Here is a 15012-nt window from a genome sequence, read left to right as displayed (position 1 = left end):
GTCCCGCACGGGTTTTCCTTGCGTGGCGCGGCAAAGCCGCTAAAACGGCTCGAAACATGCCAAACAGCAGATGGACTTGATTAAGACAATGGCAACGCACAAAGACGTCAAGAAGGTCGTGCTCGCCTATTCCGGCGGCCTCGACACCTCGATCATCCTCAAATGGCTCCAGACGGAATTCGGCGCTGAAGTCGTGACCTTCACCGCCGATCTCGGCCAGGGCGAGGAACTGGAGCCTGCCCGCCTGAAGGCCGAGCAGGCCGGCGTGAAGGAAATCTTCATTGAGGATGTGCGCGAGGAATTCGTCCGCGACTTCGTCTTCCCGATGTTCCGCGCCAACGCCGTCTATGAAGGCGTCTACCTGCTCGGCACCTCGATCGCCCGGCCGCTGATTTCCAAGCGCCTGATCGAGATCGCAAGGGAAACCGGCGCCGACGCGATCGCCCACGGCGCGACCGGAAAGGGCAATGACCAGGTCCGTTTCGAGCTTTCGGCCTACGCGCTGAACCCCGACATCAAGATCATCGCGCCCTGGCGCGACTGGACCTTCAAGAGCCGCACCGACCTTCTGGAATTTGCCGAACGGCACCAGATCCAGATTGCCAAGAACAAGCGCGGCGAAGCGCCCTTCTCCGTCGACGCCAACCTGCTCCACTCCTCCTCGGAAGGCCGCGTGCTGGAAGATCCGGCCATCGAGGCGCCGGAATATGTGCATATGCGCACCGTCTCGCCGGAAGCTGCCCCCGACAAGGCGACCATCATCAAGATCGGTTTCGAGAAGGGCGATGCCGTCTCCATCAACGGCGAAAGGCTGAGCCCGGCAACACTGCTCGCAAAACTCAATGATTATGGCCGCGACAACGGAATCGGCCGTCTTGACCTGGTCGAGAACCGCTTTGTCGGCATGAAGTCGCGCGGCGTTTACGAAACGCCCGGCGGCACCATTCTGCTCGCAGCGCATCGCGCCATGGAGTCCATCACGCTTGACCGGGGCGCCGCGCACCTCAAGGACGAGCTGATGCCGAAATATGCGGAGCTGATCTATTACGGATTCTGGTTCTCGCCTGAACGCTACATGCTGCAGGCCGCCATCGACAAGAGCCAGGAACATGTGGAAGGCGAAGTGACGCTGAAGCTCTACAAGGGCAATGTCATCGTCACCGGCCGCGAAAGCGACAAGTCGCTCTATTCCGAATCGCTCGTCACCTTCGAGGACGACCACGGCGCCTACGACCAGAAGGACGCTGCCGGCTTCATCAAGCTGAACGCGCTGCGCCTCAGGACCCTTGCCAAGCGCGACAACGGCTGATCTCGCGATCAGACGCCTGGATCTGGAGAAAAGCGGGGCCATCGGCTCCGCTTTTCTTCTTGAAAGATGTCGCGTCCGTTCGGCAGTGTGCCGCGATGGGCCTTTCGGATGTCAGGCAAGCGGTTCGGAGGCTTGGATGTCATCCTCCGCGGCTTCGTGTGTGACCGCAAGATGCGGGCGTTCGGCGAAACAGAGCGAGACATAGCTCAAGACCGCAATCGCGCCCATTGTCGGGACGACGACCTGAATGGCGAAAACGGGCGAGCCGATCGCCGCTGCAATGATGCCGGTGACAAGGCCTGCGCCCATCTGCATGAAGCCCATCAGCGCGGAGGCCGAGCCGGCGATTGCCGGGAACGGCAGCAGCGCGGCGTTCATCGTGTAGGGCATGACGAAGGCGATGCCGAAGGCGAAGCTTGCGACCGGAAGCATGACCGAAAGGTAGCTGATCGGCAGGAATTCGACGGAAAGAGCGATAGAGGAAGCCCCGAGAGCGATGAAGAGCAGCCCGACCCTGACCAGGGAACGGGACGAAAACCGGCCAAGAGCAAAGCGAAACACCACAGAACCGACGAAATAGGATCCGGTCTGCAGCAGCATGCCCATGCCGTATTGCGACGGCGTGAGGCCGGCGACCTTGATCAGTACGAAAGGCAGGATCGAGGCCAGCGCGTAAAGCGTGCCGGCCGAGGAGGCAATCAGAAGCGATGCGGCCATGAACCGCCCGCTTGCCAGAAGCCGGCCATAGGCCTTCAGCAATGGCAGCGGCCGCGCCTTCTTTCGATCGGGCACAACGGTTTCGGACATCATGGTGACGAGGACGGCGGTGCTGACCGCGCCGAAACCCGCCATTGTCAGGAATATCGCCTTCCAGTCGAAGACGGACAGGATGAGGCCTCCGATCGTGGGTGCGATTGCCGGCCCCACGGCGAGCACGATGCCGATCATGTTCATGATGCGGGCCGCGGGCTCGCCGGTAAACTGGTCGCGGACAATGGCGCGCCCGACCGTCAGCCCGGCCGAGGCTCCGATCCCCTGGACCAGCCGTCCGAGGAGAAGCGTGTTCACATCCCAGGCGAAGACGGCAAGGAGACTGCCGATCATGTAGACCATCAGAAACCCGATCGCCGTCTTTCTGCGCCCGAAGGCATCGGCAAGCGGCCCGGCGACAAGCATCGCGAAGGCAAATCCGCCGAAGAAGACGGACAGCGACAGCTTGATCGCCGCATCCGTCGTGTCGAAGGCGATGGCGAGCGTCGGCATGGCGGGGGTATAGATGGCGAGCGAGAACGGACCGAGCATGGTCATCATCGCGCCGATCAGGCTTGAGCGTCGCTCGCTCATCGTGGGCGCCGGCTGGGTCATTCCGTCGGTCATGGTCATTCCTGCAAGCGCTGCGAGAAATTGCCGCGCATGATCTTCAGCGCGGTTCGCAGCATCTGTTTCTCTTGGTCGGAAAGGCCCGCCTCAACCTCTTCGATCAGTTCATCGGAGTGGCGCCGGATCGCGGATAAAACCGCGCCCGCGCGCCTGGTGGTGTGAATGCATTTCGCCCGGCCGTCGCTTGGATCGGAACGCCTTTCGATCAGCCCCGCCTTTTCCAACCGATCAAGGTAGCGCGAGAGCGTCATCGGCTCGATACCGAGTTCCTCGGCGATCTCGCTTTGCCTGGCGCCCTTGCGCGCGGCAATGCGCGAAAGCGCGCGCGCCTCGCCCGGTGTGACGCCAAGGCCCGCGGCGCCGATCCTGCGCTCGAACGCGGCGCGGAACAGGCGTGCGACATCCGTCAGGAGGAAGCCAAGGCGGTCGGCGCTGATCTCGCTATCCATCGAAAATCCGGCAATTGCAATTTAATAAGCTTTGCTTACTATCTTGTCTGGCAATCATCAAGCCCTGCTTTTTTCCGTCGCAGCCAGACAGCCTCTTGTCAGAAGCCCGGCGATGGCTCACACATCGAAAAACCGCGCTTGCGGACAGGCATGAGAACGGGAATGACGGCAATGGCAGACGCAAAAGAACGCAATCCGGCACTGACGACCTGGGACGGGGCTCTGGGCCTGCCCCATTTCGACCGGATATCGGACGAGGACTTCGCGCCCGCCTTCGAGCGGGCCATGGCCGACCATCTCGCCGAGATCGACGCGATTGCTGGAAATTCCGAAGCGCCAAGCTTCGTCAATACGGTGGAAGCCCTGGAAGTCGCCGGCGACGCGCTGTCGCGGGTGGCGGCTATCTTCTTCACCCGCGCCGGCGCCGATACCAACCCGGCGATCCAGGCGCTGGAGCGCGCGATCGCGCCGAAGCTTTCCGCGCATTATTCGAAGATCGGCGCCAACAAGGCGCTGTTCTCCCGCATCGACGCGCTCTGGCAGGAGCGGCAGTCGCTTGGCCTGAGCGAGGAACAGACAATCGTGCTTGAGCGCCACTGGAAAGGGCTCGTGCGCAGCGGCGCGCAGCTTGGCGGCAACGAACAGCAACGACTTGCCGCAATCAATGGACGCCTCGCCGAGCTCGGAACGCAGTTCGGCCAGAACGTGCTCGCCGACGAGAGCGAATGGGTCATGTTCCTCACCGGGGAAGATGAGCTTGCCGGCCTTCCCGATTTCCTGACCGACGCCATGGCGGGCGCTGCTGCCGAGCGCGGACGGCCCGAAGCCCATGCGGTGACGTTGTCACGTTCGATCGTGGAGCCTTTCCTCACCCTGTCGTCGCGCCGGGACCTGCGCGAAAAGGCCTTCCGCGCCTGGTCCGCGCGCGGCCTGTCGGGCGGCGAACATGACAACCGCGACGTGATGAAGGAGACGCTGGCGCTGAGGGCCGAAAAGGCGAAGCTGCTCGGGTACGAGAACTTCGCAGCCCTGAAGCTCGACAACACCATGGCGAAGACGGCGGACGCGGTGGACACGCTCTTGATGGATGTCTGGGAAAAGGCCGTGGAGGCTGCGGGCGAAGACGAGAAGGAACTTCAGGCGCTGGTCGCCGAGGAGGGAGAAAACCACGATATCGAGGCCTGGGACTGGCGCTATTACGCCGAAAAGCTCAGGACCCGGAAATTCGCCTTCTCCGAGAGCGAGGTGAAACCCTATCTGCAGCTGGAGAAGATTCTCGAAGCCTGTTTCGCGGTGGCCGGACGGCTGTTCGGCATCAACGCTGTCCACCGCCCGGATATCGTCGCCTATCACCCCGATGTCCGCGTCTACGAGATCCGCGACGACAAGGATGAGGCCTTCGCCATCTTCCTCGGCGACTATTTCAACCGCGCGACCAAGCGTTCCGGGGCCTGGATGAACGCCCTGCAAAGCCAGCACAAGCTGACGCTGCCGAACGGCAGCAAGGGCGAATTGCCGATCGTCATCAATGTCTGCAATTTTGCCAAGCCGGCCGAAGGCAAGCCGGCGCTTCTGTCGCTCGATGACGCGCACACGCTGTTTCACGAGTTCGGCCACGCGCTTCACGGCATGCTGTCCGACGTGACCTATCCGTCCGTCTCAGGCACGGGCGTCGACCGGGATTTCGTGGAACTGCCCTCGCAGCTCTACGAGCACTGGCTGACCGTGCCCGACATCCTGCGCGCCTACGCACTTCACCACCGCACCGGCGAGGCCATGCCTGACGCCCTGATGGAGAAGGTGCTCAAGGCGGCAAACTTCAATCAGGCCTTCTCGACCGTGGAATACACCGCCTGCGCGCTTGTCGACATGCATCTGCATACGGCAGCAACGCCGCCGGTGGACCCTGTCGCCTTCCAGGACGGCGTGCTGAACGCCATCGGCATGCCGAAGGCGATCGCCATGCGCCATGCCATACCGCACTTCCTGCATATCTTCGCCGGAGACGGCTATGCGGCCGGCTACTATTCCTACATGTGGTCGGAAGTGCTCGACGCCGACGCTTTCGAGGCCTTCGATGAGACGGGCGACGTGTTTGATCCGCAACAGGCCGAACGTCTGAGGACGACAATCCTGTCGCGGGGCGGATCGGTTCGCGCCGGGGAAGCCTATCGCGCCTTCAGGGGCAAGATGCCGAGCCCGGATGCCATGCTGCGCGGACGCGGCCTGCTGCCCTGACGGCAAGGCCGCCGCGGAGACTACGCTCAGGAACCGGAATCCGCGACGTCGGAAGACGGCAACAGCAGCTGGTCGAAATCGACTCCGATCATGCCCAGCAGCACGACCAGGACCACCAGCACAAGTACAATCCAGAATGGTTTGCGGTTGTAGAAAGGGGTGGGCCTGAAGCAGTAGGAACAGGTCTTGGTCCCGAACCTGAGCTCATGATGGCATGAACATGAAAACAGTCTGATATTCTTCAACGTCTACCAAATCCGATCTTGGCCGAAGCACTCCCAGGAGCGACAAACCGGCATTTTTCTCCCGTGCATCGCAGCCCGATCATGTCTTCGGCGGGCTGCCCGAAAGCGACGCTCAACTTTGAATGGTCATTTATGAACGTTAGCTGAAACGTCCGCGTAACACGTTTGGTTCCCCGAAAAAAAGCATAAATTGTTGTCTGACAACAACGACTTCGCTGACAGCGCTACCCAATTGGCATCGCGGCCCCGGAAAGCCTTCGGCTTCACCGCAGGCGGAGCGCCGCATACTATATGAACACCAGAGATTGAAAGCGCGATGCGTCCGAATCGAACGGAAACGGCAGGATTCGCGCAATTTGAAGAATGCAATTTCGGCCAGTCTTGAAATATTGCTGCTTGCGCGCACCCCTCTCCGAAATACACCTCCAAGACGAAGAGCTATCACGCCGCCCGGGCGAGGCGTCTTCAAAAAAGCGTGATCGGGATGCGCCGACCCTATCTCAGCCAAATTGCCAAATGTGGCGAGGTCCTGACATACGCCATTCTGGCCTCATCGCCGATCGGCTATGGTCTGCGGCAATGGCGGCATGTCGTCGCCCTGTTCAGGACCGACAATATGGACAATCTCCAGCAAAAGCGTCTTGTCATCGGAATCAGCGGCGCCTCCGGCGTCATCTACGGGCTCCGCGCCCTGCAAATTCTGCGCGGGCTCAATATCGAGACACACCTTGTGATGACGGCGTCGGCGGAAGTCACGCTTGGCCACGAAAGCGATCTTGGCGTTGCCGACGTCCATGCGATGGCCGACGTCGTCTATGCGCCCGACGATATCGGCGCGGCGATTGCGAGCGGCTCCTTCCGCACGATGGGGATGCTGGTCGCCCCATGCTCGGTCCGCAGCCTGTCCGAGATCGCCACGGGCGTAACGGCGGGGCTCCTGAGCCGCGCCGCAGATGTCATGCTCAAGGATCGCCGACGACTGGTGCTGATGGTGCGCGAGACGCCGCTCCACCTCGGCCATTTGCGCGCCATGACCCAGGCAACGGAAGCCGGCGCGATCATCATGCCGCCGGTGCCCGCCTTCTACACGAGGCCGAAAAACCTCGATGACATGGTGACCCAGACGGTGGCGCGCGCGCTCGATCTCCTCGGCATCGATAGCGATCTGGTTCGACGTTGGGGCGAATGAAACGGTGGCGCCGCACGGGCCGCCCCCCGGAGCCAAGCGTAATCGTGCTTTCCATGCCCTCGCGCCGGTCGTATGCTCCAGCCAGAAACCCGGCGTGCGAGAACGACGGGCGCCATAACAGGACACTTCCGCCATGCAGCCCGAAATTCGCGTCCTGGACCTTGCCGAAATCGAAACGCTTCTCGACTGGGCGGCGGCCGAAGGCTGGAACCCCGGGCTCGGCGATGCTGCTCCGTTCCGGGCGGCAGACCCCGCGGGATTCTTCGGCTGTTTTGTCGAGGGGACCATGGTCTCCGGCATTTCCGCCATTGCCTACAGCGACGGTTTCGGCTTCGTCGGCCTCTACATCACCCGAAAGGATATGCGCGGCAAAGGTTATGGGCGGCTGGTCTGGGAACGCGCAATGGCCTATCTCGAGGGCCGCACGATCGGGCTTGACGGGGTGCCGGAGCAACAGCCGAACTACGCCCGGATGGGCTTTGCCGCCGATTACGGCACGGCGCGCTGGAGCGGCGTGATCGATGCCGCGCACTGCGCCGGCCATGCCGAAACCCGCAAGGCCTGCGACACGGACCTGGAACGCATCGCCGCTTTCGACGCGGCCTTCTTCCCCGCGCCCCGGAAGGCCTTTCTCGGCGCCTGGCTTGCGGCAGCGACGAGCGCGCGACTAATCGAGAAGGACGGCGAGATCTTCGGCTATGGCGCTGCGCGACAATGTCGGGACGGCTCGAAGATCGGCCCGCTCTTTGCCAAGACGCCGCAGGCGGCGAAGGCGCTTCTGGCGGGGCTTGTCGCCGATATCGGCAGCGAGCGGGTCGATATCGACGTACCGCTGATCCAGCTTGGCTTCATCGCCTGGCTGGAGGCTGCCGGCCTTGTCCGCGGCTTCGAGACCGCGCGGATGTATCGCGGAACCCCGCCTGCCCTGCACATAGCCGGCGTCTTCGCCGTCACCAGTCTCGAACTCGGATAGGCCTGCCTTCGGCTTCGACAAGAAACGGGGCGGCCCATCGACGGAGCCGCCCTGTCGCGATCACAAGGAGAGATCGTGCGCCTACCAGGCCGTGAAGCCGCCGTCGACGACGACGTTCGAACCGGTCATGTAGGACGAGGCATCGGAGGCGAGGAAGCGGATCACGCCGTTATATTCGTCGACCTCGGCCTGGCGGCCGAGCGGCACGCGCTCCAGAAACGCATCGATGAATTCCTTGTCGTAGGAACCGGTCTTCACGCCGCCAAACGAGATGATATTGCAGCGGACTTTCTTCGGCGCCCAATAGGTTGCGAGATAGCGCGTCAGGTTCAAAAGGCCCGACTTGGAAGCTGCATAGGAAACGGCCTTGACGAAGGGCACGCCGTCGCGCTCCAGCCGGTAGGCATAAAGCGCCTGGTTGGGCGACACCATGCCGTACATCGAGCCGACATTGATGATCGAGCCGCGTTCCTTCTCGGCCATCTTGGTGCCGACGACCTGGCTGGTCAGCATCACACCGGTCAGATTGGTGTCGATGATCTCGTCCCAGTATTTCTGGGGGTAGTCCTCGAAAGGCGCGTTCTGGTCGGCCGCGCCGTCGGGCTTGGAATCAATGCCGGCATTGTTGACGAGAACATGCGGCACGCCCCAGTCGGCGATCAGCTGATCGGTCGCGGCCTGAAGCGCCGCCTTGTCGGTGACCGAGGCTTCATAGACCTTGATCCGATCCTCAAGGCCGGGAAATTTTTCCGCGATCTGAGCCTTCGAGAAAGGTCGGCGCGAGTAGATGGCGACCTTGGCGCCGGCCTCTGCCAGCGACTTCGAAAACTGGGTGCCGAGCTGGCCCAGCCCGCCCGTGACGACGATGATGCGACCTTCAACGGAGAACATCTTGTCCATGGTTTTTCGTCCTTTCAGAAGGGGAGAGTTTGAATTGGCGGCGCACCCGCCGGATTGAATTCATTGCGGGTTTTGAACCGCGTCTTTTTCGTCCGCCGCGCCGCGCCGGAAGTAGAGGATCGAGCGAAGCGCGGTCGCGACCAGGATCAGGCAGACGGCAACGCCGAGGAAGGCGGCGATGGGGCGCTCGAAGAAGCCCAGAAGATCGCCGCCCGATATCTGCATCGACATGATGAAGTTGCGTTCCAGCACCGGCCCCAGAACAAGCCCCAGAATGACGGGGGCGATCGGAAAGCCGTTGCGTTCCATCAGATAGCCTACGACGCCTGCAATCAGCATGACCCAAACGCCGAACAGCGTGTTGTTCACCGCATAGGAGCCGAGGAAGCAGCACACCAGAATGATCGGCACGATCACCGAGCGCGGGACCGAAAGAACGTGGCGGGCAAGCTTGATCGCGACGTAACCCAGCGGAAACAGCAGCAGGTTGGCAACGAAGAAGCAAAGGATGATCGCGGTCGGCATGGACGGGTTTTCGACGAACAGCCGCGGGCCCGGATTGACGCCCTTCATGAACAGGACGCCGACGGCAATGGCGGTGACGGCGTCGCCCGGGATGCCGAAGACGAGCGCCGGGATCCAGGCGCTGGAAAGCCCGGCATTGTTCGACGAGGTCGACTCGATCAGCCCCTCCGGATGACCGGTTCCGTATTTCTCCGGCGTCTTGGAGAACCGCTTGGACATGCCGTAGGCTATCCAGGCGGCGAGATCGCCGCCGATGCCCGGCAGCGCGCCGACGGCCGTGCCGAGCGAGGCACCGCGCAGGAAGGAGAAGGGATATTTGCGGAACAGGCCGAATATGCCCTGAAACGGTACGATCTTTCCAAGCTTCGGCATCTCCGCACCGCCGGTCTGGCCGGTGGTGAAGCCGCGCAGGATCTCGGAGAAGGCGAACATGCCGATCATGACGGGAATGAAGGAGACCCCGCCCATCAGCTCCATCTGTCCGAAGACGAAGCGTGGCGCGCCGGTGGTGATGTCAAGCCCGACCGTGGAGATCAGCAACCCGATCAGAAGCGAGGTGAAGCCGCGCGCCGCATCGCTGCCCGAGACCAGCGCGCAGGTCAGAAGACCGAGCACGGCCAGCCAGAAGAACTCGAAGCTGGAGAAATTGAGAGAGATCTTCGCCAGCAGCGGGCCGGTGACGAGCAGGACGGTGGCGCCGACAAGGCCGCCCATGGCGGAAAAGAAGAAGCCGATGGAAAGCGCGGTCGACGCCTTGCCCTTCAGCGTCATCTGATAGGATTCGTCGGTATAGGCGGCCGATGCCGGTGTTCCGGGAATGCGCAGGAGCGTGCCCGGCATGTCGCCGGCCGAGATCGCCATGGCCGTCGATGAGACGATCAACGCGATCGCCGGCACGGGCGCCATGTAGAAGGTGACCGGCACCAGAAGGGCGGTCGACATGGTCGCCGTCAGCCCCGGCAACGCGCCGATGAAAAGCCCGTAGACAGCGCCGAGCAGGATGGCGAGCAGCACATCCACCTGGAAGACGATCGAAAGAGCCTGAAGCAGCGTATCGGCACTCATGACAATATCCCTCCCAGAAGGCCGGCGGGAAGCGGCACCAGCAGGCCTTTTGAAAAGCCGACATAGAGAAGAAGCACGACCGTCGGGCTGACGATTACCGTGACCATCCAGGACGCGCCCATCAGCAGCATCAATACGGCCATGTAGATGAAGGCGTAGAGCGGAAAGCCCACGGTTTCGAACAGGAAGATGCCGAGCACGAGGCCGGCAAGCGTCCAGACGGCCGCCAGTTTCTTGCGCATCGGCACATGCCATTCGGAAAGGTCGATGAGTTTCTGCCCGCCGCCGGCGATGAAGGCGCCCATGCTGATGGCAATGCCGAGCCCGATAAAGCCGATGCCCACCAGCATGGGCATGAGGTCCGCACCGAAGCGCACGCCCGGAACCGTGGGGAGCCTTGTCGCCCCCACGATCACGGCCGCTCCGAAGAGCGACAAAGCGGGCCCGGTAATCCGGTCGCTGATTTTCATGTCAGTCCACTCCGACGGCGCTACTTCGCCAGACCCAGAACCTTCATGGTCTCGGCAAGGCCCTCATAGTCGTTGTAAACCGTCTGTTTGAAGGTGGCGGAATCCTGATAGGCGACCGAGAAGCCGCGCGACGACATGAACTTCTGGAAATCCGGGTCATCGCAGATTTCCTGAAGCGCTGCCTCGAGCTTCTCGACCGTTTCGGCCGGAAGGCCGGCAGGGCCCGCAAGGCCGCGGAACGGCATCGGCGACCACTGGACGTCAAGCGCCTCGGTCGTGGTCGGGATATCGGGGAAGAGCGGGCTGCGCTCGTCGGCGATCAGAGCCAGCGTCGCCACTTCGCCGGCCTCGACCAGCGAGCGGGCTTCCGCAGGGGATGTGGAGACCACATCGATGGCGCCGGCGGCAAGCTGCTGCAGCGCGGGCGCAGATCCGTCGGAGGCAACCCAGGGGCTCGCGTCCGGGGCAATGTCGAGCTTGTTGAGAAGCCCGGCCCAGGCAAGGTGAGACAGGCCGCCGCGGTTCGCGCCCGACGCGGTGATCTTGCCGGGATTGGCCTTGACGTCGTCGATCAGCGCCTGCACGCCGTCATAACCGGCGTCGGCCTGAACGTTGATGCCGATCGCGTCGGCATTGTAGCGGCCGATATAGTCGTAGCTGTCCGGATTGACGCCCGGCAGGCCCTGCGTTTCGTACATCGTGCTTTCAATGGTGATGACGCCGATCGTGTAGCCGTCCGCCTTGGCGTTGGCGATGGCCGAATGGCCGACAAGACCGCCGCCGCCGGTGCGGTTGACGACATTGAAGGGCTGGCCGAATTTTTCTTCCAGATCCGCGGCAACGGCGCGCGCGGTGGCGTCGGTTCCGCCGCCGGCGGACCACGGCACGATCACCGTGACGGCGCGCTCCGGCCATTCGGCATGGGCAGCGCCCGCAAGCCCGAGGAGGGCCGCAGCGGCAACCGTTGTGTGGACAAGTGTCTTCAGAGTGGATTTCATATCTACCTCCCGTTGTGAGTCTTTCTTCGAACCCGCTTCATGAGCGACCCCGCAGCGACATAACACTTGACTTATGACTCATGACATAAGTATTGTCAACCGAGCGAAAGGACATGGAACGCATGATGAGAACCGATGCCGAAAAAGCGAATGGCGGACTGCTGAAGCGACGCGAGCGGCTGCATTCGGAAGTATCGTCCATTCTTGAGAGCCGCATTCTCAACGGCGAGCTCAAGGTCGGCGACCGGCTCGACTCCGAAAGCGCCATCGCCAATGAGTTCGGCGTTTCCACCCGATCCGTGCGCGAGGCGATCCAGGTGCTTGAGACCAAGGGCCTGGTGCGCCGCCGCCACGGTGAGCGCACGGAAGTGGTGCGCGACGACGTCGACGGCTATCTTGAGACGCTGGCCGTCACCGTACGCCAGCGTTTTTCCACCGATCCCGACTACCTGCTCCAGCTCATGGGCGTGCGCCGGATGATCGAGGCCGAGGTTCTGGAAATGCTGACGGACCGAGAAGACCCGGTGACGCCGGCGATAGAAGCCGCACTGGCGGACATGCGCACGGCCCGCGACGAGGGCGACTTCTCCGGCTTCGTCAATGCCGATGCCGCCTTTCACCTCGCGCTGGTGCACGCGACCGACAATCAGGTGCTGCAGCACATCTATGACAATCTCTCCGGCCTCATCAACGAGGTGATGCACATCTCGAGCCGCGTGCCGACCAAATCGCTTGACGAGGCCTATGCCGAACACGCCAGCATTTTCGACCTGATCAGGGCCCGCGACAAGGCCGGATCCAAGGCGCTGCTGCGCGCGCAGATCGACAATTCCGCGGATTACCTGCGGCAGGCGATCGAGAAATCAAACCAGAAAAAAGCCAGAAAAGAGGAATGAAATGGCCGACTTCGACTATTCGGACACCGACTGGGAGGCAATCGAGCGTCTGAAGAAATGGTATTCCGGCGATATCCATGACAGCATGGAAGCGCTCGGACTGTGGGGCTGCCTGGAAGGCATTTCGCTGCTCGGCGCGCTTGCGCCCGGCGACGTGGTCTGCGGCCCGGCCGTCACCGTCCTGTTCGAACCATCCGACCGCAAGGGCGAGCCGCAGGACGTCTACCACAACGCCATCGACAATGCGCCCAAGGGCGGCATCATGGTCTGCGACGCCTCCTGCGCACCGGGCTCCTGCTCGGGCGAACTGATGAGCACCGGCGCCAAGACCCACGGCTGCGCGGCAACCGTCGTCAACGGCACGGTGCGCGATCTCGCCCAGGTGCGCGCGCTCGGCTATCCGCTGTTCGGCACCATGCCGAGCCCGATCGGCGTGACCGGCAAGAAGGAACCGAAAAAGAGCCAGGTGCCGCTTAAGATCGGCAAGGCGACCGTCAAGCCCGGAGACGTGATCTTCGGCGACATCGACGGCGTGGTCGTCATTCCGAAGGAACACGTCAAGGCCGTTGCCGATCAGGCAGACGCGCTTGGCAAGGAAGAGGCAACCAATCGCGACCGCATTCTTGCGGGCGAAAAGCTGCAGGCCATCTGGCCGGCAGAATAAGAAAAGTCTCCCTCCCCCACTGGCCCCGGACCGCGCTCGCATTGCCGTTTCGGGGCCTTTTCCGTGGGAAGGGGCCTCTGTTTCAGGCAGGCTCCCGGCCAGCGTCGTCCCTGCCGCTGCGCGGCACGATCTTCTCGGGATCGTCGGGCAGGTCCGCGACGATCGAGTAGAGCACGCCCGTCTGCCGGTACTCGATCCTGGCCGTGCCGTCCATGGAATGGGCGACAATCTCCTCGATCATGCGCGAGCCGAAACCGCGCGTCTTCGGCGGCTCCACCGGCGGTCCGCCCATCTCGCTCCAGTGAAAATGCAGCGTACGACGTCCGTTCTTGACGATTTCCCAATGGATTGTCACGGAGCCGCCGGGCACAGAGAGCGCGCCGTATTTGGTGGCATTGGTCGCCAGCTCGTAAAGCGCGAGCGACAGCGCGGAAACCGCCTGTTCGTTGAGGATGACCCGCGGTCCGCCGATCCTGATATCGGCACCCTTGAACGGTTCCATAACGTCGCTGACCAGCGCCCGCAGCTCGGCGGAATTCCAGCCTTCCTTGGTCAGAAGATCCTGCGCCGTCGACATCGCCCGGATGCGGCCGAACGCGATGCCTTGCGCCTCCTCAAGTGACTTGGCTGACTTCAGCGATTGCGCAAAGATCGACTGGGCGATCGCCAGCGAATTCTTGACCCGGTGGTTCAGCTCGCGGGCAAGCAGCTTGCGGTGCTCCTCGGCTTCCTTGCGCTCGGTGATATCCTGGGTGATGCCGCTGATGAACTGGTGGCCGCCGGGCGCGCCGGAGAGCTGCCCGCGCGCCTCCAGCCAGCGCAACTCCCCCTTCGGCGTGCGAACCCTGTAGATCAGATGCAGGTCTTCCTCGCCGCGGATGGTGCGCTCCAGCCCCCTGGTCCAGCTCTCCAGATCCGCCGGATCGACGGCCTTGCGGGCATCGTCGAAATTCAGCCTGTCGGCCGGCGCAAGGCCGTAATTGGCCTTGGCCTGCACTGATGTGATCAGCCGCTTGGTGCCGAGCTCCAGCGTCCAGGACCCCATCTTGGCGGCCTCCAGAATGAAACGCAGCCGGTTTTCGGAGGCTCTCAGGTCGTGGATGCGCTGCTCGATCTGCTCTTCGAGTTCCTCCTGCGAGACATGCATCTCGGCAATCCGCCGCCGCTCCGGCGTGACGTCAAACTGCGAGGCGAAGAAATAGGTGAGCTTGCCTTCATCATCGAAGACCGGCGAGATCAGCACCCGGTTCCAGAAACTCGAGCCATCCTTGCGATAGTTGAGCAGGTCGATCTCGATCGACTCCTGGCGGGCAATCGCGTCGCGCACCTTGGTCACATCGTCGGAATTGGTCCCTGTGCCCTGCAGGAACCGGCAGTTCTGTCCAAGAATCTCGTCCCGGCCGTAGCCCGTGAGCCGCAGAAAAGCGTCATTGGCAAAAACGACCGGATTGTCGGGCTGGCCCGGATCGGTGATCAGCATCGGCATCCGGGTGGTGCGGACGGCTGCGGCAAAGGGATCGTTTGAGGCCGCGACACGATGGATTTCGTGTTCGATCCGGGCTTCGTCTGGTTGGTTCATTTATTGCTTCTGACACGAAAAAGGTGGGTACTTCCCGCACCATAGCCGCAAGACCACGACGCCGCCATTACTTTTGAGGGTAAGGGTTCTTTTCCTGAACCGGTCCGCTCCCTCGCGCCGAGGCCGATCAAG

At 62.6% G+C, this 15012-nt stretch carries 13 protein-coding genes; 6 read left to right on the top strand and 7 right to left on the bottom strand.

Features of this window, described 5'->3' with window-relative positions:
* The first annotated feature begins 88 nt into the window (after positions 1 to 88).
* Positions 89 to 1309: an argininosuccinate synthase gene (locus AZF01_RS03625; protein ID WP_024709640.1), complete on the top strand. Its 1221-nt coding sequence runs from the start codon at positions 89 to 91 to the stop codon at positions 1307 to 1309.
* A gap of 111 nt (positions 1310 to 1420) precedes the next feature.
* Here the strand turns inward: AZF01_RS03625 and AZF01_RS03620 are convergent, their stop codons facing one another.
* Together AZF01_RS03620 and AZF01_RS03615 are read right to left on the bottom strand one after the other, a co-directional pair.
* On the bottom strand, positions 1421 to 2686 hold the full coding sequence (locus AZF01_RS03620; protein WP_244435604.1) for a multidrug effflux MFS transporter: 1266 nt from the start codon (positions 2684 to 2686) through the stop codon (positions 1421 to 1423).
* A gap of 2 nt (positions 2687 to 2688) precedes the next feature.
* The gene (locus tag AZF01_RS03615; protein ID WP_024709642.1) at positions 2689 to 3138 is read right to left on the bottom strand and encodes a MarR family winged helix-turn-helix transcriptional regulator; all 450 of its coding nucleotides are present in this window, start codon (positions 3136 to 3138) and stop codon (positions 2689 to 2691) included.
* A gap of 171 nt (positions 3139 to 3309) precedes the next feature.
* Between AZF01_RS03615 and AZF01_RS03610 the strand changes: the two genes are divergently transcribed.
* The 3 genes from AZF01_RS03610 to AZF01_RS03600 all read left to right on the top strand — a co-directional run bounded on the left by AZF01_RS03610 (position 3310) and on the right by AZF01_RS03600 (position 7783).
* On the top strand, positions 3310 to 5376 hold the full coding sequence (locus AZF01_RS03610; protein ID WP_036238083.1) for a M3 family metallopeptidase: 2067 nt from the start codon (positions 3310 to 3312) through the stop codon (positions 5374 to 5376).
* 861 nt (positions 5377 to 6237) lie between these two features.
* Positions 6238 to 6810, top strand: a complete 573-nt coding sequence (locus AZF01_RS03605) for a UbiX family flavin prenyltransferase (RefSeq protein ID WP_024709645.1) — start codon at positions 6238 to 6240, stop codon at positions 6808 to 6810.
* A gap of 133 nt (positions 6811 to 6943) precedes the next feature.
* Positions 6944 to 7783 carry a GNAT family N-acetyltransferase gene (locus tag AZF01_RS03600; RefSeq protein ID WP_024709646.1) on the top strand — a complete coding sequence of 280 codons (840 nt, stop codon included), beginning with the start codon at positions 6944 to 6946 and terminating at the stop codon, positions 7781 to 7783.
* A gap of 81 nt (positions 7784 to 7864) precedes the next feature.
* Here the strand turns inward: AZF01_RS03600 and AZF01_RS03595 are convergent, their stop codons facing one another.
* Genes AZF01_RS03595 through AZF01_RS03580 form a run of 4 tightly spaced genes read right to left on the bottom strand, consistent with a single transcriptional unit; the run spans position 7865 to position 11741 of the window.
* Positions 7865 to 8683 (bottom strand): SDR family oxidoreductase, encoded by an 819-nt coding sequence (locus AZF01_RS03595; protein ID WP_024709647.1) that lies wholly within the window; start codon positions 8681 to 8683, stop codon positions 7865 to 7867.
* 60 nt (positions 8684 to 8743) lie between these two features.
* Complete coding sequence (locus AZF01_RS03590) at positions 8744 to 10273, bottom strand: tripartite tricarboxylate transporter permease (protein WP_024709648.1); 1530 nt, start codon at positions 10271 to 10273, stop codon at positions 8744 to 8746.
* Entirely contained in the window at positions 10270 to 10743 is a 474-nt protein-coding gene (locus AZF01_RS03585) for a tripartite tricarboxylate transporter TctB family protein (protein ID WP_081725868.1), read from the bottom strand. Before AZF01_RS03585 ends, AZF01_RS03590 begins: the two co-directional genes overlap by 4 nt.
* Positions 10744 to 10763: 20 nt before the next feature.
* Positions 10764 to 11741 (bottom strand): tripartite tricarboxylate transporter substrate binding protein, encoded by a 978-nt coding sequence (locus AZF01_RS03580; RefSeq protein WP_024709650.1) that lies wholly within the window; start codon positions 11739 to 11741, stop codon positions 10764 to 10766.
* A gap of 122 nt (positions 11742 to 11863) precedes the next feature.
* Here AZF01_RS03580 and AZF01_RS03575 point away from each other — a divergent pair, with 122 nt between their 5' ends.
* Positions 11864 to 12637, top strand: a complete 774-nt coding sequence (locus tag AZF01_RS03575) for a FadR/GntR family transcriptional regulator (RefSeq protein WP_161633056.1) — start codon at positions 11864 to 11866, stop codon at positions 12635 to 12637.
* A 1-nt stretch (position 12638) separates the two neighbouring features.
* Entirely contained in the window at positions 12639 to 13301 is a 663-nt protein-coding gene (locus AZF01_RS03570; protein ID WP_024709652.1) for an RraA family protein, read from the top strand.
* An 82-nt stretch (positions 13302 to 13383) separates the two neighbouring features.
* Here AZF01_RS03570 and AZF01_RS24420 read toward each other — a convergent pair whose 3' ends face one another.
* Positions 13384 to 14880, bottom strand: coding sequence for a PAS domain S-box protein (locus AZF01_RS24420; protein ID WP_024709653.1), 1497 nt, complete (start codon positions 14878 to 14880; stop codon positions 13384 to 13386).
* Between the last annotated feature and the right edge of the window lie 132 nt (positions 14881 to 15012).

Origin of the sequence: Martelella sp. AD-3 (assembly GCF_001578105.1) — a bacterium.
Classification (GTDB): Bacteria; Pseudomonadota; Alphaproteobacteria; order Rhizobiales; family Rhizobiaceae; genus Martelella.
Note: the sequence above shows the minus strand (reverse complement) of the source record. Positions and strands in the feature narration are given on the sequence as shown.